General features: G+C 74.3%; 14 protein-coding genes. 4 read left to right on the top strand and 10 right to left on the bottom strand.

All coding sequences use genetic code 11. From position 1 onward, the window contains the following. Positions 1–94: 94 nt before the first annotated feature. Positions 95–475: a chaplin gene (locus tag ACIQAK_RS18575; RefSeq protein ID WP_366389194.1), complete on the top strand. Its 381-nt coding sequence runs from the start codon at positions 95–97 to the stop codon at positions 473–475. A gap of 68 nt (positions 476–543) precedes the next feature. On the opposite strand, the gene ACIQAK_RS18570 is transcribed toward ACIQAK_RS18575, so the two are convergent. Beyond that, a complete protein-coding gene (locus ACIQAK_RS18570) occupies positions 544–1,407 on the bottom strand; it encodes a tyrosinase family protein (RefSeq protein ID WP_366389195.1) in 864 nt (287 codons plus the stop codon). 64 nt (positions 1,408–1,471) lie between these two features. Next, positions 1,472–1,954, bottom strand: a complete 483-nt coding sequence (locus tag ACIQAK_RS18565; RefSeq protein ID WP_366389196.1) for a tyrosinase family oxidase copper chaperone — start codon at positions 1,952–1,954, stop codon at positions 1,472–1,474. A gap of 213 nt (positions 1,955–2,167) precedes the next feature. Between ACIQAK_RS18565 and ACIQAK_RS18560 the strand changes: the two genes are divergently transcribed. The 3 genes from ACIQAK_RS18560 (at position 2,168) to ACIQAK_RS18550 (ending at position 7,564) form a co-directional block, all read left to right on the top strand. Beyond that, complete coding sequence (locus ACIQAK_RS18560; RefSeq protein WP_366389197.1) at positions 2,168–3,448, top strand: cytochrome P450; 1,281 nt, start codon at positions 2,168–2,170, stop codon at positions 3,446–3,448. A gap of 123 nt (positions 3,449–3,571) precedes the next feature. After that, positions 3,572–4,807 carry a glycosyl hydrolase gene (locus ACIQAK_RS18555; RefSeq protein ID WP_366389198.1) on the top strand — a complete coding sequence of 412 codons (1,236 nt, stop codon included), beginning with the start codon at positions 3,572–3,574 and terminating at the stop codon, positions 4,805–4,807. A 240-nt stretch (positions 4,808–5,047) separates the two neighbouring features. Next, positions 5,048–7,564: a SpoIIE family protein phosphatase gene (locus tag ACIQAK_RS18550; RefSeq protein ID WP_366389199.1), complete on the top strand. Its 2,517-nt coding sequence runs from the start codon at positions 5,048–5,050 to the stop codon at positions 7,562–7,564. Here the strand turns inward: ACIQAK_RS18550 and ACIQAK_RS18545 are convergent. The 8 genes from ACIQAK_RS18545 to ACIQAK_RS18510 all read right to left on the bottom strand — a co-directional run bounded on the left by ACIQAK_RS18545 (position 7,494) and on the right by ACIQAK_RS18510 (position 17,470). After that, entirely contained in the window at positions 7,494–9,347 is a 1,854-nt protein-coding gene (locus ACIQAK_RS18545; protein WP_366389200.1) for an ABC transporter ATP-binding protein, read from the bottom strand. The genes ACIQAK_RS18550 and ACIQAK_RS18545 overlap by 71 nt on opposite strands. Then, positions 9,344–11,083: an ATP-binding cassette domain-containing protein gene (locus ACIQAK_RS18540; protein WP_366389201.1), complete on the bottom strand. Its 1,740-nt coding sequence runs from the start codon at positions 11,081–11,083 to the stop codon at positions 9,344–9,346. Before ACIQAK_RS18540 ends, ACIQAK_RS18545 begins: the two co-directional genes overlap by 4 nt. Beyond that, the gene (locus ACIQAK_RS18535) at positions 11,080–12,450 is read right to left on the bottom strand and encodes a nitroreductase (protein ID WP_366389202.1); all 1,371 of its coding nucleotides are present in this window, start codon (positions 12,448–12,450) and stop codon (positions 11,080–11,082) included. Before ACIQAK_RS18535 ends, ACIQAK_RS18540 begins: the two co-directional genes overlap by 4 nt. Positions 12,451–12,464: 14 nt before the next feature. Beyond that, entirely contained in the window at positions 12,465–13,838 is a 1,374-nt protein-coding gene (locus ACIQAK_RS18530; RefSeq protein ID WP_401848409.1) for a YcaO-like family protein, read from the bottom strand. Further along, positions 13,829–15,379 carry a CocE/NonD family hydrolase gene (locus ACIQAK_RS18525; RefSeq protein WP_366389355.1) on the bottom strand — a complete coding sequence of 517 codons (1,551 nt, stop codon included), beginning with the start codon at positions 15,377–15,379 and terminating at the stop codon, positions 13,829–13,831. Before ACIQAK_RS18525 ends, ACIQAK_RS18530 begins: the two co-directional genes overlap by 10 nt. Before the next feature lie 56 nt (positions 15,380–15,435). Beyond that, positions 15,436–16,278, bottom strand: coding sequence for a hypothetical protein (locus ACIQAK_RS18520; RefSeq protein WP_366389204.1), 843 nt, complete (start codon positions 16,276–16,278; stop codon positions 15,436–15,438). 126 nt (positions 16,279–16,404) lie between these two features. After that, positions 16,405–16,539 carry a streptamidine family RiPP gene (gene amiA / locus ACIQAK_RS18515; protein ID WP_015613003.1) on the bottom strand — a complete coding sequence of 45 codons (135 nt, stop codon included), beginning with the start codon at positions 16,537–16,539 and terminating at the stop codon, positions 16,405–16,407. 67 nt (positions 16,540–16,606) lie between these two features. Then, positions 16,607–17,470, bottom strand: a complete 864-nt coding sequence (locus tag ACIQAK_RS18510; protein WP_366389356.1) for an ABC transporter ATP-binding protein — start codon at positions 17,468–17,470, stop codon at positions 16,607–16,609. Between the last annotated feature and the right edge of the window lie 48 nt (positions 17,471–17,518).

Raw genomic sequence — 17,518 nt, 5'->3', positions numbered from 1 at the left:
CCACATTGATCCGTTACCGACCGGCGATTCCCGCGTTGTAGGGCATGCGGGCCTCGCGCTCCGCAACAACCCCCCTTCCTTCCAAGGAGTTCTGATGTCGCGTATCACGAAGGTTGCCGTCGTCATGGCGGGCACCGGTGCCCTCCTCGCCGGCGGCGCCGGCCTGGCCTCCGCCGACGCCGGTGCGCAGGGCGCCGCTATTGGCTCCCCCGGTGTCCTGTCGGGCAACGTCCTCCAGGTTCCGATCCACGTGCCGGTCAACATCTGCGGCAACACCGTCAACGTGATCGGGCTGCTCAACCCGGCCTTCGGCAACACCTGCGCCAACGTCTCCGGTGACCACGACGACAAGCGCCACGACGACAAGCGTGACAACCGTCACGACGACCAGCGCCACGACGACAACGGCTGGGACGGCAAGGGCCACGACGACAACGGCCACGACGACCGGGGCGACTACGGCTACGGCCGCTGATCTCCCCGTTCCACAGAAGCGGCCGGCTCCCTCCTTCCGGAGGGGGCCGGCCGTTTCGCTGGGCACGCTCAGGCGTAGCGGTAGAGCTTGCCGTGGTCGAGGAGCTTCCTGGGGGTCACGTCCCACGGGGGCATCGGGTCGTCGAGGCCGAAGACGTATGCGCGGTCCCGGCCGGGCCGGGCGGGCTTGCGGCCCGGCAGGTAGGCGGACTTCGGGTGCGCCTTCCGCCAGCGGTCCCAGAGCAGGTCGATGAACGAGTGGTGGAGCCAGAACACCGGGTCCTCGGGGGAGGCCGCGCCCGCCATCGGTCCGCCGACCCACTGGTGCACCTGGTTGTGGTTGCCGACCGTGCGCACGCCCCTGATCCCCCAGCCCTCGATGCGGTTGCGGAACCCCTCGGTGCTGATGCTGTTCCACGGTTCGGTGTCGTAGACCGGGTCGGCCAGCGCCCGCGCCACGTCGTCCGCGGTGGGGAGGGAGACCGGGTTGTCGCCGGGCCTGCCGAAGTTGCGGGTGAGGTAGTGCTCGTCGGTGACCCCGGCGCCCACGCTCCAGTCGCCCGCGTCGAAGGCGAACGGCCCGGTGGTGACGCGCCGGTCGCCGGAGCGGCCGTTGCCGCCGAGGAAGTCCTCCGCCCACAGCGACGAGGTGGGCGAGCGGTCCTTCGTCCAGTCCCAGTAGGGCACGCTCACCCCGGGGTCCACGGCTTGGAGAGCCTGCTCGAACTCCAGCAGAAAGCGGCGGTGCCAGGGGAAGAACGAGGACGTCATATGGGCAGGTCGCGGCCGGTTCTCGGTGTCCATGACGTAGAACTCGCGGTGCATGACGACGAAGTCGTCGTAGCGGCCCGAGCGCTTGAGCTTCAGGACCGCGTCGACGAGGCGCCGCTTCTCGGTACGCGTAAGGTCACGCTGGTTCTTGCGGGTGTACACCGGTTCTGGTCCTCCTGGTTAGCTGGGGGTGCGTTCATCGGTGGTGCTGCGACGCGGGGAGCGTTCATCGGTGGTGCTGCGACGCGGGGAGCGCGAGCCGGGCGGTGCCGAGCTCGTCCACGGCGGCGCGGGCCGTCTCGCGGAGCGTGGGGAACGACTCGTAGTGCGTGACTTCGCTCAGATAGGTGCCGTCCGCGCGCCGCATGACGTGCAGAGGGCGGCCGTCGATGCGGATCTCGATGACCGGCTCGGCCCGGTCCGCGGCGGTGCCGCCCGCCTCGCCGGCCGGCACCAGGACGCTCACGTTTCCGCGGATCTCCCGGCCCCGGTACATCTCGGCGAACTCCTCCGTACGGGGGGCCGGATCCCCGGAACCCTTCGCGGGAGCGGGAGCGGACGCGGTGCCCGGCTCGTCGTCGCGCAGCGGTAGGAGGGTTCCGGCGGTGCCGGTGACCACGGCCGCGGTGAAGGCGGTACGCAGGACGATCCGGCGCGACGGACCGCGTGCTCCTCGCGGTGCGCCGCCGGGATCGGTGGTTCGGCTCATGGGTGAGTGCCTCTCGTCGACTCGTCCGAGGTGCTGTTGCCGGCGATGGTGGCAAGGAGGCGGCGGAGAATCGGTTCTCTTGGGCGTGGCGTGCCTGGCGTTCCGTCAAACGCGTGACCGTGCGCGGCCATCCGCGCCGGAGGCCGCGTCGCGCGGTGTGCCGTGCGCACGGGACCCGACGATGTCCGGGCGAACTCGTGGAGGTGGAAGTACATGACCGTTCCGAATCAGATGTCCGGCGGCCGCGCGGCGGGCGCCGACCTCGCCGACCCGGCCTTCTGGCAGTTGCCGCGCGCGGAGAGGCTAGGCGCCTTCGCCCGGCTGCGGGAGCTCGACGCACCCGTGCTGTTCACGCCCCGGCCGGGCACCGCCCGTACCTCCGGCAGACCCTTCTACGCCCTGGTGCGCCACGCGGACGTGCTGACCGCGAGCCGCACCCCGAAGGTCTTCGCCAGCGCTCCGGGGGTCACCACTCCGGAGCCGGCCGGCTGGGCGAAGGCGCTGTTCGGGAACTCGATGGTCAACATGGACGGGCCCGAGCACGCGGCGCTGCGCCGGATCATCTCCCGGCGCTTCACCCCCCGGCTGCTCGCGGCCACCGAGGAGAACATCGGCCGGCTGGCCGGGCGTCTGGTGGACGAGATGATCGCCGAGCGGCCCCACGACTTCATGCCGTCGGCGGCCTCGCGGCTGCCGCTGGAGGTGATCTGCGACCTGATGGGCATCCCGGCGGAGTCCCGGCCGCGGATCGCGGAGCAGATCGACCACGCCTCCGAGCACGTCGGCGTCGAGCGCCGGGGCCGGGCCCGGCTGCGCGTTCCCGGCCGTGGGCTCGCGTCCCTGGCCCGGATGCAGCTCGTCATGGCGCGTCTGGCCCGCGAACGCAGCCGTCACCCGCAGGACGATCTCGTCTCGGCCCTGGTGCGCGCGGACATCGACGGTGAGGCGCTGTCCTCGCGGGATCTCGGCGCCTTCTTCTCCCTGCTGCTCGTGGCCGGGGTGGAGACCACCCGCAACGCGATCGCGCACGGGGTGTCCCTGCTGGACCGGCATCCGGAGCAACGGGAATTGCTCCGTTCGGACTTCGACCGGTACATCGGCGGTGCCGTGGAGGAGATCGTCCGGCATTCGACGCCGATCATCCAGTTCCGCAGAACCGTGGTCTCGGAATTCCCACTGGGCGGTCGGACCTTCCTTCCCGGGGAGAAAGTCGCACTGTTCTATGCGTCCGCCAATCGGGATGAAGCAGTTTTCACCCGTCCGGATCTCTTCGACATCACCCGGTCGCCGAATCCGCATCTGGGGTACGGGGGTGGCGGCCCGCACCACTGCCTCGGCGCCCACCTGGCCCGACTCGAGATGACGGCCCTGTTCCGGGAACTGCTCACCCGACGGACCGTCATCCGGCAGACGGGTGATCCGGAGCTGGTCGATTCGAATTTCGACAACCGCGTCGGTTCGCTGCCGTTCACTTTCGGCCCCACCGTCACCTGAACGGCCCGTTCGCAACGCCGAATACGATAAATGGACCGCTCTGTTCGCGTGCGGTGCAGGATGATGAAACTCTCTCCCCATCGGGCCGAAACGGCCGGAATTTCCTTGCAGCCAGGAGGAGTCATGCCGGCCAAGCGCCGACTCATCACCACGTGTATCGCCGCGGCTGTTCTCAGTCTCCTGGCAGGCGGTGGCATCGCCGGCCGGCTGCCGTCCGGCACGGATTCCGTGGACAGCGCCGCCCCGGGGCCGCGGGGCGGCAGGGTGGCGGCGGCCACCGCTCACGGCGCCTATCTGGACTACGGCCCCGCCGGGGTGAGCAGGATGGCGGAGCTGTCGCGCTGGCTCGGCGGTGCGGAGCTGCGGGTCGGCCACACCTACCTGCCGGGCGACCTGTGGGTGAACATCGAGGGCACCCCCGACTTCCTGGACGCGTGGGCCGACTGGCGCAAGGCGGACGAGGACCGCATGTTCGTCCTCAACGTGCCCATGCTGGAGCGGAACGAGGAGCGGGTCCCGGACGCCCAGGTCCGCCGTCTGCTGCGGTCGGGGGCGGCGGGCGCCTACGACCAGCACTTCACCAGGCTGGCCGAGCGCCTGGTCGCCCTGGGCGTGCCGGACACGGTGATCGTGCTGGGCTGGGAGATGAACGGCACCACCTACACCCATCGCTGCGGTCCCGATCCGGCGTCCTGGAAGGCGTACTGGCAGCGGATCGTGACGGCGATGCGCGAGGTGCCCGGCCAGGAGTTCCGTTTCGACTTCACGCCCAGCCGGGGACGGGACGCGGTGCCCTGGACCGAGTGCTACCCGGGTGACGACGTCGTCGACATCATCGGCATGGACTCCTACGACCAGCCGCCGGGCGAGTCCTTCGACGAACAGATCGACGATCCGTACGGGCTCCAGAAGCACGTGGACTTCGCGGCGGAGCGCGGCAAGCCGATCTCGTTCCCGGAGTGGGGGCTGTTCCGCAACGGCGACAATCCGGAGTACATGCGGCGGATGCTCGACTGGATCGACCGGCACCAGCCGCTGTACCAGACGATCACGGACTACTGCCCGCACGGTGTGTGGCAGTGCCGGAGCAACCCCCGCTCCTCGCAGGTCTACCGGACGAAGCTCGCCGAGATGGCCGCACCGGTGGAAGCCGCCCCGAGCGCGCCCCCCACGACGGCCCCGACGCCTCCGCCGTCCCCGACTCCCCCGGCGACCGTCCCGCCGCCGCCCTCCCCGGTGCAGCCCGCGCCCGCGGCACCGAAGCCGCCGGCCGCCGCCCGCGAGTGGTGCGTCACGGTGCCGTTCGGGGAGTGGCTGGGACCGTGGCTGAAGGAACGCAAGCTCTGCCTGCGCTACTGACGCCCCTCGTGGAAACGGCTCCGGCCGCCCCCCCGGGTGCCGGAGCCGTCCACCCGCACGGGTCCAGCGCGAGGGCAGGAGGACGGGCAACCGCTCGTCACTGCCCCGACGGGGACACCGCCTGCCGCGTCACGCCGCCGAACGGGCGGAGGGCCGCGCGCCTCCCCGGCCGGGGAGCGGGCCGGTGCGTACTCGGCAGTGACGCGCGACCATGGAAACCTAGAGATGGTGGTGAGGTGCATGGCATCCGCCGACGAGGGCTCCCCGGCGGGGCCCGGCTCGCTGCCCTCCGCGGGTCCGCGCGGCCCCGTGCAGCTGAGCGACGACGCGGTGGCGGTGGTCGCCGGGGACGGCACGGTCATCGGCTGGACCCGCGGGGCTCAGGCGCTGCTCGGGTACCCGGCCGCAGAGATGGTGGGCCGGTCCGCCGCCCTGTTGCTGGCAGGGCCCGCCGACCCCCGGCGTACGGCCGCGATCGCCGCCCGCGGCCGGGACGGGTCGGGGTGGAGCGGGCTGGTCGCCCTGCGCGGCCGGGACGAGCGGCAGCTCGATGTCGACGTACGGGTCTCGGCCTCGTTCCTGATCGCCGGGCGCGAGGGTTTCATGGTCTCCGGGCGGGAGCGCAACCCCCGGTGGACGGTGGACGGATCGGTGCTGGAGGAGTTCCTCACCCGGTCGCCGGTGGGTATGGCGGTGCTGGACCCCGAGCTGCGCTACATCTGGCTCAACGACACCCTGGAGCGGTTCGGCGGGGTCCCCCGGGAGCAGCGCCTGGGGCGTCGGCCCGCGGACGTGCTGCCCGGACTGCTGGCGGCGCCGATCGAGCGGCTGATGCGGCAGGTCCTGGCGACCGGGGTCCCGGTGACCGACTACGAGTACCTGGGCTGGAGCTGGTTGGACCCGAACCGCCGCCGGGCCTATTCGAGCTCGTTCTTCCCGCTGGTGGACGCCGAGGAGAACCGGATCGGCATCGGCTACACGGTGCTGGACGTCACCGACCGGTGGAACGCGCGCCGGCTGCTGGCGCTGGTGAACGAGGCCGGGGCCAGTATCGGCTCCACCCTGGACGTGCAGCGTACGGCCCAGGAACTGGCCGATTTCGCGGTGCCCCGGTTCGCCGACTTCGTCTTCGTCGACCTGCTGGAGACGCCGCTGGGCCGGGACCGGCCGGGGGCCCCTCCGCTCGGCTCGGAGGCGCCGGGCGGCAGGCCGCCGATGCGCCGAATGGGGATGAGTTCGGTGCGCGAGGGGTGCCCGGAGGCGGTGGTGCGGGTCGGGGAGAGCGTCGACTTCATGCCGCTGCCGCACGACGTGCACTTCCTTCTCGACGGTGATCCGGTCCTCCTTCCGATGCTCGATCCGGAGAGCCGCGCGTGGGCCGTGGAGCAGCCCGCGCGGGCCGCCCGTATCCGCGAGTTCGGGCTGCACTCCCTCATCTCCGTACCGATGCGGGCGCGGGACACCGTCCTCGGGCTCACCACGTTCATGCGGTCGCAGAACCCGGTGCCGTTCGACGAGGACGACGTGGCGCCGGCCCGGGAGCTGGTGGCCCGGGCGGCGGTCTGCGTGGACAACGCGCGCCGCTACACCCGGGAGCACACCGCGGCGCTGGTGCTCCAGGAGAGCCTGCTGCCGCACACCCTGCGCGGCGGAGCGGCGCTGGACGTGGCGTCCTCCTACCTCCCGGCCGATGCGAAGGACGGGGTCGGGGGCGACTGGTTCGATGTGATCCCGCTGTCCGGGGCGCGGGTCGGCCTGGTCATCGGTGACGTGGTGGGGCACGGCATCAGTGCCGCCGCGACCATGGGGCGGCTGCGCACCGCCGTGCAGACGCTGGCCGACATGGATCTCGCTCCCGACGAGCTGCTGGCCCGGCTGGACGATCTCGTCATGCGGCTGAGCGAGGAGGAGCCGGCGGGCGGACAGGCCGACCGGGGCGGCACGACGGTGCTGGGCGCCACCTGCCTGTACGCCGTCTACGATCCGGCGACCCGCTGCTGCACGATGGCCCGGGCCGGGCACCCGCCGCCGGTGATCGTCACCCCGCAGGGCGCGGTCAGCTTCCCCGACCTTCCCCCCGGCCCACCGCTGGGCCTGGGCGGACTCCCCTTCGAGTCCGTCGATGTCGAACTGTCCGAGGGGAGCCTGCTCGGCCTCTACACCGACGGCCTCATCGAGGGCCCGGAGAAGGACGTCGAGCAGGGCAGGATCCGGCTGGGACGGGCGGTCTCGCGGGACGGGCTGCCGCTGGACGAGCTGTGCGCGGCGGTGGTCAAGGAGCTGCTGCCCGTTCCGCAGCCGGACGACATCGCGCTGCTGCTCGCCCGCACCCACGCGCTGAGCCCCGACCGGCTGGTCTCCTGGGACGTCCCGCTCGACCCGGCGGCCGTCGGGGCGACCCGGAACAAGGTGGCCCGCCAGTTGGAGAGTTGGGGGCTGGACGAGCTGACCATGACGACGGAGCTGATCGTCAGCGAGCTGGTGACCAACGCGATCCGCTACGCCTCCGGTCCGGTACGGCTGCGGCTGCTGCTCCAGTCCGTGCTGACCTGCGAGGTGTCCGACGCGAGCAGCACCACCCCGCGGCTGCGGCACGCCCGGACGACGGACGAGGGGGGACGCGGTCTGTTCCTCGTCGCACAGCTCGCCCGGCGCTGGGGCACCCGGTACACACACCAGGGGAAGATCATCTGGGCGGAGCAGAGTCTGCCGCCGCCTCCCACCGGGCCTCCTCCCGTGGTTCCCCCTCCCGGCTGAACAGCCTGCTCAGTGCTCCGCCGGTCCGGATCAGCTCGTCCCAGGTGCCCTCCTCGACGATGCGTCCCCCCTCCAGGACCGCGATGCGGTCGGCCCTGCGGACGGTGGCGGGGCGGTGGGCGATGATCAGCGTCGTACGGGTGTGGGCCTGGGAGTCCGCCGTGAGCGCCCGGGCCAGTTCCGCGTCGCCCCGGTGGTCGAGGTGCGCCGTCGTCTCGTCGAGGACGAGGACCCGGGGGCGGCCGAGCAGTCCCCTGGCCAGGGCGATCCGGGCGCGCTGGCCACCGGAGAGGGTCGCGCCGCGTTCGCCGACCGGGGTGTCCAGACCGTGGGGCAGGGCGTCGGCGACGGGGGTGAGGCCGCAGATACGGACGGCGGCGGCGAGCTCCCGGTCGGTGGCGTCGGGAGCGCCCAGGCGGAGGTTGTCGGCGAGGGTCCCGTGGAAGAGCGGGGCCTCCTGGCCGACCACGCACACGGCGGCCCGCAGGTCTGCCTCGGCGAGATCCCGCAGGTCGACGGGGTGGGCGGCGGTCTGGGGGACCAGCTCCACCGTTCCCTCCTGCGGGTCCCAGTAGCGGGCCAGGAGATGGGCGCAGCTCGTCTTGCCGGCCCCGGAGGCGCCGACGAGGGCCACCGTCTCGCCCGGCCGTACGGTCAGGTCGAGACCGTCCAGGACGGGGGCGGCTCCGTAGCCGAACCGTACGCCGCGCAGCCGCAGGCCGAGCGGGCCCGGCGGGGCGGGGAGCGGGGAGGCGGGGACGGGGGCGCCGGCCGGCGCGTTCAGGGCCGCGCGGACCCGGGCGGCGGCGGCGCGCAGGCTGCCCGCCCGGCCCAGCGCTGCCGCCGATTCGGCCACCGGGGCCAGGGCACCGAGGGCGAGGGCCATGGCCGCCGGGGCCCAGGCACCGTCGAGCCGCCCCTCCCCGGCGGCGTGGGCGGCAGCGGCGACCACCCCGATGACGGCGGTGACGACGAGCAGATCGCGGGCCGCGCCGGCCCCGGTCTCCCAGGACTGTTCGGCGCGCTGGGCACGGGCCAGCCGCCGGCCGCCGGAGCGCAGGCGGGCCCGGGTACGGTTCAGGGCTCCCGCCACCAGCAGCTCGCGCAGGCCGTCGACACTCTCCACGCTCTCCGCGGAGAGGTCGGCGAGGGCGGCCCGGGTCGCGGCTCCGCGCTCGGCCCGCCCGCGCGCCTCCAGCAGGGGTGACCACAGGAGCAGCCACGCGGCGGGCACGACGGCGAGGAGCAGCCATGGCCCGAGGACGCCCAGCAGGGTGGCGGCCACCGCGAAGACGACGCCGGAGGCGATGAGTTGGGCGATGGCATGGGCGTAGAAGAACTCCAGGGCCTCCACATCGCCGAGCGCGGTGGCCGCGAGGTCGCCGCTGCGGCGACCCGCGATCCGGGCGGGGGCGGAGCGGGAGAGCCCGTCGAAGACCCGGACCCGCAGTTCGGCCAGGACCCGGTAGGCGAGGTCGTGCGAGAGGTCCATCTCCCGCCAGGTGGCGAGCGCCCTGAGCAGGACGAGCCCGATGAGGACCGCCACGGTGACCGGTGAGGGGGCCCGGTGCTCGATGACCGCCCTACCCACGGTGTGCGCGGCGAGGGTGACCAGGGCGACGAGGGCCGCCTGGTCGACGAGGGCGGCCAGGCAGGTGCGCAGGACGGTGGCGCGGTGGGCGCCGAGGACGGGGAGGAGGGAGCGGAGGGCGCCGGTGTCGTGGGGGGCGGGTGCGCGCGGAGTCGTGCGGTCCCGGGTGGGGCTGGGCTCGGCGGGTGTCATGCGGCGTGCTCCTCCTGGGTGGTCCGGCCCGCCGCGACGAGCGTGGCGTACACGCCGCCGCCCGCCAGCAGTCCGCTGTGGTCGCCGGACGCCTCGACCCGGCCGCCGTCGAGGACGACGATGTGGTCGGCGTGGCGTACGGCGGCGAGCCGGTGGGCGACGACGAGGCAGGTACGGCCCCGGCTCGCCGCCGTCAACTCCCCCACGATGCGGGCCTCGCCGCGCTCGTCCACCGCGCTGGTCGCCTCGTCCAGGATCAGGACCGGCGCGTCGGCGAGGAGGGCGCGGGCGAGGGCGAGCCGTTGGCGCTGACCGCCGGAGAGCGTGGCGCCGCGTTCGCCGACGAGGGTGGCGTACCCCTGGGGGAAGGCGGTGATCTCCTGATCGATGCCCGCGGCCCGGGTGGCGGCGCGCAGCTGTTCGTCGGTGGCGGCGGGCCGCACGATGCGCAGGTTCTCGGCGATCGTGGCGTGGAAGAGGTAGGTCTCCTGCGAGACGACGGCGATCCCCCGGCGCAGCGAGGCGAGGGTGTACGCGGCGGTCTCGGTCCCGGCGAGGGTGACACGGCCGCTGTCGGGGTCGCGCTGGCGCAGCAGCAGGCTCAGCAGGGTCGACTTCCCGGCGCCGGAGGGTCCCACGATCGCCGTGGTGCGCCCGGCGGGTGCGGTGAAGGTGATGCCGTCCAGGGCGGGGGCTCCGGCTCCGGGGTGGGTGTAGTGCACGGCGTCGAAGCGGATGTCGGGGGCGGTGTCCCAGCGGGCGAGGGTCCTCCCCCGGTCGGCGACGGCGGGTTCGGCGGTGCGCAGCGCGGCGATGCCGTCGGCGGCGGAGACCCCGAGGTAGCCGGCATGCCATTCGCGGGAGAGGTCGCGGACGGGGCGGAAGCACTCGGAGGCCAGCATGAGCAGGAGGTACGTCCCGGTGGTGGCGGTGGGTCCGCCGGCCGCCGAGGAACACGCCACCAGGACGGCGGCCACGGTGCCGCCCTGGACGGCGAGGTCGGTGAGGCCGGTGTCGACGAGCGAGACCCGGAGTTTGGCGACGGTCGCGCGGTGGAGCGCCGCCGACCGCTGCTCCAGCCGGTCCCGCACGCGGCCCACGGCACCGGCCGCGCGCAGGGTGGCCATGCCCTGCAACGCCTCCAGGTAGTCGGCGGCGAGCGCTTCGTAGGTGTCCCAGTGCTCCGTGCCACGCCGGGCGAGCAGCCGGTCCCACCAGCGCGGCCCGAGGAGCGCGACCACCAGGGCGAGGCCGAGGGCGAGGGCAGCGTACGGGTCGATGAGCGCGACGGCGACGAGCAGCAGCGGTGGGACGGTGGAGGTGATGAGCGCCTGGGGCAGATAGCGGGAGACGTACGCGTCCACCCCTTCGACGCCGTCCACGAGCGTGGCGCGCACCGCTCCGGCCCGCGCCCCGGTGATCGCGGTGGGCCCGAGGTCGCCGAGGCGGGACAGGAGGGTGTCGCGGAGCCGGATCCGGACGGCGGCGCCCGCCGTGACGGCGGTCAGGCGCTGGGCTCGGCCGAGGGCGGCCCGGACGAGCACGTCGGCGAGCACCGACAGGAGGAGCGGGGTGAGGCCGGACGTGTCGCCGTGGGCGATCCGGGAGAGGACCACGGCGAGCAGCACGGCTTGCGCGAGGTGGGTGAGGGTGACCGTGGCGAGCAGCAGGGTCGCCCAGCCGAGGGGACGGCGGGCGGTCCGGGCGGCGCGCAGGAGTTCGGGGTGGAGCATCATGGGCGTTCTTCCTTGCCCGACGGGGCCGGTGGGGCCGGTGGGGCTTGTGGTGCGGAGGATGCGGGGGGTGGGGGTCCGGCGAGGGCGAGGCCGTGGACGATCCAGTCGTGCCCGGGGGTGTCACCGAGTGCGGCGCCGAGATCGGCCTGTTGCCAGGAGCCGATGGGACGTGCGCGGAGCCCGAGTGCGGTGGCGTGGACGTGGGCGACCCCGGCGGCGTAACCGGCGGCGAGGTGGCTGCTGCGGATCAGGGCCGGTGGGGCGTCGGCGGGACAGCCGTGGGCCACCAGCACCGCGCCCGCCGTGCCGATCCACTGCTGGCCCGCCGCCCAGCGGGCGAGGGTGGGGCGCGCGTCGCCGGCGGCGAGGGTGCCGGCAGTGGTGCGGAGCCCCGGAGTGTCGCCGCCGACCGCCGCGGCCCAGACGGGGCCGTCCGGCCGGGCGGCCCCGGCGGTGGCCAGGACCCGGGCGAGCAGGTCCGGGGCGGGCGGGTGCGTCAGGTCCGAGGGGGTCGCGCTCCTTCGCGTACGGAGGATCTCGTCCGTCACGTGGGCCGGGCGGCGGGCCGGATGCCAGGTGGAGCCTGGATCCGCCGTCATGGACTCCAACAGGTCCCGCGCGGCGTCCAGTTCGCGGGTCCACGCGGTCTCGGCGCCCGGCTGTGGCACCGGGTCGGAGGCGCGGGGCAGGGTGGCCCAGGCGGCCAGCGGGGCAGTTGGGGGTGCGGGCCCTCGTCCGGGCGGCAGCCAGAGTGCCGCCAGCGGAAGTTCTACGTCGGTTCCGGGCCAACGCGCGGTCCACTCCCCTGCTCGGGGCAGCCCCGCAGCCGCGGAGAGCTCGGCCCCCTCCGCGTCGAGGGAGACCCGCACGCCGCCCGGGGCGGCGCCCAGCGCCAGGGCGGCCGCGGCATGACCCGCGTCCAGCAGGAGCAGCGGCCAGGCGCGGTGTCCGTAGTGCGCGACGGTGCGCGAGAGGGTGACGGTGAGGACGACGACGGCCCCGGGGGGCACGTCGGCGGGGGCCCGGCCGCGTGGATGGGCGCGGTGGGTGTGCGGGTCGTAGGCGTACCGCCCGGGCGGCAGCGAGCAGCCCGGCCCGAGGAGCAGGTGTGCCCGCACGGGGTGGAGGGCGCCCGCCGAGGCGACGGGCCGCAGTCGGCCTCCCGTCCCGGGGGGCACGGCGAGCGACCGTCGCAGGGCACGTGCCAGGTCCGCCGCTCCACCGGCCCCGGCCAGGCAGAGCGCCGGGCCGCCCCACGGGAAGGCGCGCTCCGGCACGTAGGGAGCGGTGCGCGGCACACGGGACGACCTGACATCGGCCAGAGCGCGGCGCAGAAGCTCGGAGGTCGCGGGAGGAGCCTCGGTCATGGCGGTGCGCTCCTTCACATGTGCGGCGGCGGCGCGAGGGTGAAATCCGCCGGTCCGGTCGGGGGCCGGGTACGCCATCCCCGGTCGAGCGCGGCCTCGGCGAAGCGCGGGCAGCCGAAGTAGCCGAAGGCGGCGGGGGCGTTGGGGATCAGCTTGGAGACCAGGACGCGGGCGACGCGCAGAGCGGTCTCGGCGATGTCCTCGGTCGTCAGGTCGACGGTGATCACACGATGGCCGCCGGCGGTGAGCGCCGCGTCCAGTACGGCGCGGCTCCCCGGGGCGACCTCGGTGACGGGGACGGTGCCCCCGGCCGGATGCGTGAAGCGCCGGGCCAGCGGGGTCATCCGGTCGTCGAGCCAGACCTGTACATGGGCGCCGAGGTCACGCACGGCGGCGAACTGCGGTCCGCAGTCGTCGAGATAGCGCCGGTCGGCCCGGTGGTCCAGGTACAGGCCCCGCGCGAAGAGACCGGCCTCGACGGAGCGGTGGACCCACCCGTCGGCTTCCACCGCGCCCTGCGTGAACACCCACGTGTGCACGGCCTCAAGGACGGCCTTGCGGGCCGCCTCGGCCGGGTCGTACCGGCAGGCGAACCCGGCGGCGTGGATGCCGCGCCGGGGATCGTGGACCAGAGCGGCCATGCAGGGGGCGAACTCGGAGGGCATCTCCACTATGTGGACGTCCAGTTCGGCGCCCGCAAGGTCTTCGGTGAGACCGGGAACGCCGGCCGGGTCGATGCCCCGGGTGGGCCCGTCCAGGTGCCACCACAGCTCCAGGGCGTCACGTTCGACGACTTCGAGCAGCCCTCGCTCGACGGCGTCGTCGAAGCCCTGGCCGGTGGCGATGCCCGCGTAGTTGAGGTGGTGGGTGCGGGGCAGTGAACGCAGCCCGCCCTGACGCCAGTTGAGGTGGGTGAGGGACACGGGTGCCCAGCAGGCCTGTCCGTTCTCGGTGCCCGGGGTCCAGAGGGCCGGTGTGCCGGGGGTGAGTTCGGCGTACGGGAATCCTGGGCGCCCGTACTGCCAGGAGGCGTACGAGGGCACCGACCCCGGTCCGTACACCCGCAGTCCCTCCGCCTCCAGCTCGGCGGCCGTGGCCCTGCGGGGCGTGCGGGGGTGGCCGGGCGGCGGGACGCGGTTGCCGCAGTAGCGTTCCACGGCTTCGGCGACGGCGGCGATCCGAGCGCCCTCGGGGTCCCCGAAGGTGGTGCCGAGCGAGACCCGGTCGGCGGGCCAGGCGCCGAGGCGTCGGGCGTCGGCCACTTCGGCGGTCATCGCGGTGTAGCGGGGCGGCGCGCCGGCGGGGTGCTCGACGGGCTCGACACCGCGGATCAACCCGCAGACGGGGTCGACCAGGGTTTCGATGGGCAGGGTGCTGGTCAACGGCATATCTCCGGTACGGGCTCGACGTAGCGACGCCGGGCGACGACGGTCAGGTGCAGGACGCTCCCCCGTGCGGTGACGGCTCGGCGGGACGGGGCGAGGCGGGTGGCGGTCACCGGGTTCTCGCCGGTGTGCGGGTTGCGGGCGTGGGCGGGGAAGTGGTGTCCGGCGATCTCCGCGCGCAGCCGCGTCCCGGCGGGCAGCCGACGGCCCAGCGTGCCGAGCGGCACGGTGATCTCCACGGTCTCCCCGGGCGGGTCGGTGCGCCGGACGATGCCGAACGCGAGCGGCTCCGCGCGGCCGGCCGGGTCGAGGGCGGTGACGCGTACGGCCCAGTCGGCGGCGGGGGTGTCTGCGGCGGCGTGGATCCGGGCGGTGGCGGGCCCGGCCAGGTCGAGCGGGCGGGGCAGCGGCGGGGAGAGGAGGAGGCAGCGGTCGGCGGGGGCGGCGCCCGCCGGGACGGCCAGGTCGTCGGAGCGCACGGGGCGGGCCGGGTCGGCGGTGAACTCGGCTCCGTGCAGCAGCCGTAGACCGGTGGGGACATCGAAGGGCCAGGTGGTGGTGCGTGTCGGGGACTCGCCGCCCGGTCCGCGCGTGATGTCCTGCCGTACGCCGTGCCAACGGCCGCTGCCACCGAGGGCGATGGCCCCGCGCCTCTCGGGCTCCAGCCGCCCGACGAGGGCGGCGCGGGCCCACCGTACGTACAGCGCACCGAGGTTGATGCGGTCGGCCGCGATCTCGGGCCGGTCCGCGGTGAGGCGGTGGCCCCATGGGCCGAGCAGCAGGCGCGCGGGTCCGCCCCAGCCGCGCCACAGCGCCACGGTGTCCTCGGCGAAGGGGTCGTGGGTGCCTCCGACGGTGAGGAGCGGGAGGCGGGAGGCGGAACCGCGCAGGACGATCCGGCCGCGCGGGCAGTCGTCCCAGAGCCCGGGCCAGGACGGCAGGGCACGGCCCAGGCGGTCGGCCAGCCGGGTGATCGGGAGGTGTTCCAGGAGGCCGGGGTCGTCGGCGAGGGCGCGGGCCAGCGCATCGGGAGCGGAGTCGGGGCGGTCGCCGTGCGCGGCCCACCAGCCGGCCCGGGCGGCGAGCCGTTCGGGCCCTGCGGGCTCGCGGGCGGTGTCGGCGAGGCCGAGGGCGGGGACGGCGGCGATGACGGCGTCCGGCCGTCCGTCGCCGGGGGCGCCGAGCGCGGTGACGAGGGCGCAGTGGGCGGCGTAGGAGGAGCCGACGGCGACGACCGGGCCGCCGCTCCACGCCTGCCCGCGCACCCACGCCACGGTCGCGGTGCCGTCGCTCTCCTCGTGGTCCCGGTAGGGGTGCCACGGACCGGGCGAGCCGTGCCGGCCGCGTACGTCCTGGGCGACGGCGGCGAACCCGTGCGCCGCCCAGCCGCGCAGCTCAGCGCGGTGGGCGGCGCGGCCGTAGGGGGTGCGGATCACCACGGCGGGGTGGGGGCCCGGCGTGTCCGGCAGGCAGAGGTCGGTGGCGAGCGGGGTGCCGTCGGGGGCGGGGACGATCACGGTGGCGATGTCCGCCGCGGTGTTCACGGGGCCGTCCGCGCGGTGGGCGGCATGCACCCGGTCGCCCTCCCGTCGGACGGTGTTCACGCGTTCGCCCGCACGGTGGGAGCGGGCAGCGGGGCGACCTCCGGTACGGGGAGAACGGGGTGCTCGGTGACGGTCAGGTCGCGCAGGTCGATCCGGCGCAGCCGGCGGCGGGCGGGGAGACCGGTCCCCCGGTGCGGCTCGCCGCTCGCCCAGGCGATCAGGTCGGCGGTGAGCAGCGCGGCGATCAGGGCGGCGGACGCCTCGGTGGGGCGCGGTCCGGTGTCGGGGGTACGGTGGCCGGCCCAGTAGGCGGCGAGTTCGCGGTGGGCGGCGGTGGCCGCGAGTCTGCGCCGGCGGACGTGGGCGGCGGTGACGTCACCGGGGGCCGAGGCGAGCGGTTCGATCCAGGTGTGGGCGCTTTCACGGTGGCAGCGCAGCCAGGCGGTGTACCGGGCGGGCAGGCGGTCGGCTTCGTCCCAGAGTCCTTCGGGCACGGGCGAGTCGAGGCACCAGACCACGGCGGTGTCGCGCTGCCCCGCGAGTTGGGCCACGTCGTCGGCGGAGGCGGGGTGGACCTCGGCCCCTTCCGCCGCGGCGAACCGGGACAGTGGTCCGGTGAGTACGGGGTCGCCGAGGAGGTGGACGGTCCGCCCGGTGAGCGGTGGGCGGCGGGGCTCGGTCACCGCGTGACCGGCCTCCTCGAACGCCGCGATCAGACCGTCGAGTTCACCCGACGACGCCTGCCCTTCCTCTCCCGCTGTCAGCCGGTCGACCAGTTCCCCCGGGCCGACGCGGCCGGTATCGATGCGCAGGAACTCCCCTTCGGCGGTGCGGAGTACGGGCCGGCCACCGGGGACGGTGACGATCCCGGCTCCGGGAGCGAGTCGACTGCGGTTCACGGGGGCCTCCGAGGGGCGTCGTACGGGGGTGAGCTGGTGGTGCGAACGGGGCGGGCCCGTCCGGGAGTTCCCCCGGACGGGCCCGCCCCGCGAGGAGCGGGAGCCTGCCTCAGCGGCAGGTGCCGCCTACTTCTCGTCCGCGGTGTCGGCCTCGACGGCGTCGTCGAAGGGGTTCTCGACGAGGGCGTTCGAGTGGGTGGCGGAGAGGTGGGCGAGCTGGCCCTGGTCGGCGATCGGGCTGAACACCTTGTTGTGCTCCATGAGTTGAAGCCTCCATTCGGATCGGTTGGTGATGGTTGCGACGCCGTTCTTTGCCGCACCACAGACACTAATGAATATGATTTTCATTCCGCAATAGCTGGAGCGGAGCGAGAGGGTGATCTGGGTAACAGACGGGCCAGCCGCCCTCGGTATCGATCCCCACCCGCCCCTGGACACCCAGGACTTCGGCCAGCAGCCGCTCCGTGACCACCTCTCCGGGCGGGCCGTCGGCGGCGATACGGCCGTCGCACAGCGCCACGATCCGGTCGGCGAACCGCGCCGCGTGGTTGAGGTCGTGCAGCACCATCACCACCGTGAGCCGCCGCTCGGCGCGCAGCCGCACGACGGTCTGGAGCACCTCCAGCTGGTGCCGCAGGTCGAGATAGGTGGTGGGCTCGTCCAGGAAGAGGACCGGGGCGTCCTGGGCCAACGCCATGGCCAGCCGGACCCGTTGCCGCTCACCACCCGACAGCGCGTCCACCGGCCGGTCCGCCCAGCCGGTGACACCGACGTCCGCGAGGGCCCGGGCCGTCACCTCGTCATCGCCGTCCCGCAGCATCCCGAGCGGCCCCCGGGTCGCGTAACGGCCCTGGCGGACCAATTGCCGTACGGTCAGGGCCGGTACGGCCGGGGCCGACTGGTGGAGCAGCACCACGCGGCGGGCGGCGGCCCGTCTGGGCAGGCGTGCCGCGTCGTCCCCGTCGAGCAGGACCCGGCCGTCGCTGGGGGTGAGCAGTCCGGCGGCGAGTTTGAGGAAGGTGCTCTTGCCGCAGCCGTTCAGGCCGATGAGGGCGACGAGTTCGCCCGCTCCGATGCTCAGGTCGATCCCGCGCAGCACCTCGCGCCCCGGATAGCCGAAGCTGAGCCGCTCCGCCCGGACCACGTCCGGTGCTCCCGCTGAGGGGTTCCTCCCGTCCGGCGCCTCCGCCATGCCCTTCTCCCCGTCCTCCCCGTCCGTCGTGACATCTCTCGTACGTGC

The sequence above is a fragment of the Streptomyces sp. NPDC088706 genome, assembly GCF_044752765.1.
GTDB lineage: Bacteria > Actinomycetota > Actinomycetes > Streptomycetales > Streptomycetaceae > Streptomyces.
Note: the sequence above shows the minus strand (reverse complement) of the source record. Positions and strands in the feature narration are given on the sequence as shown.

What these genes read in the sequence shown, in the direction of transcription:
- ACIQAK_RS18575 (WP_366389194.1), top strand. Translation starts at nt 95, where the DNA reads ATGTCGCGTATCACGAAGGTTGCCGTCGTCATGGCGGGCACCGGTGCC.
- ACIQAK_RS18565 (WP_366389196.1), bottom strand. Translation starts at nt 1,954, where the DNA reads ATGAGCCGAACCACCGATCCCGGCGGCGCACCGCGAGGAGCACGCGGT.
- ACIQAK_RS18560 (WP_366389197.1), top strand. Translation starts at nt 2,168, where the DNA reads ATGACCGTTCCGAATCAGATGTCCGGCGGCCGCGCGGCGGGCGCCGAC.
- ACIQAK_RS18555 (WP_366389198.1), top strand. Translation starts at nt 3,572, where the DNA reads ATGCCGGCCAAGCGCCGACTCATCACCACGTGTATCGCCGCGGCTGTT.
- ACIQAK_RS18550 (WP_366389199.1), top strand. Translation starts at nt 5,048, where the DNA reads ATGGCATCCGCCGACGAGGGCTCCCCGGCGGGGCCCGGCTCGCTGCCC.
- ACIQAK_RS18545 (WP_366389200.1), bottom strand. Translation starts at nt 9,347, where the DNA reads ATGACACCCGCCGAGCCCAGCCCCACCCGGGACCGCACGACTCCGCGC.
- ACIQAK_RS18540 (WP_366389201.1), bottom strand. Translation starts at nt 11,083, where the DNA reads ATGATGCTCCACCCCGAACTCCTGCGCGCCGCCCGGACCGCCCGCCGT.
- ACIQAK_RS18535 (WP_366389202.1), bottom strand. Translation starts at nt 12,450, where the DNA reads ATGACCGAGGCTCCTCCCGCGACCTCCGAGCTTCTGCGCCGCGCTCTG.
- ACIQAK_RS18530 (WP_401848409.1), bottom strand. Translation starts at nt 13,838, where the DNA reads ATGCCGTTGACCAGCACCCTGCCCATCGAAACCCTGGTCGACCCCGTC.
- amiA (WP_015613003.1), bottom strand. Translation starts at nt 16,539, where the DNA reads ATGGAGCACAACAAGGTGTTCAGCCCGATCGCCGACCAGGGCCAGCTC.
- ACIQAK_RS18510 (WP_366389356.1), bottom strand. Translation starts at nt 17,470, where the DNA reads ATGGCGGAGGCGCCGGACGGGAGGAACCCCTCAGCGGGAGCACCGGAC.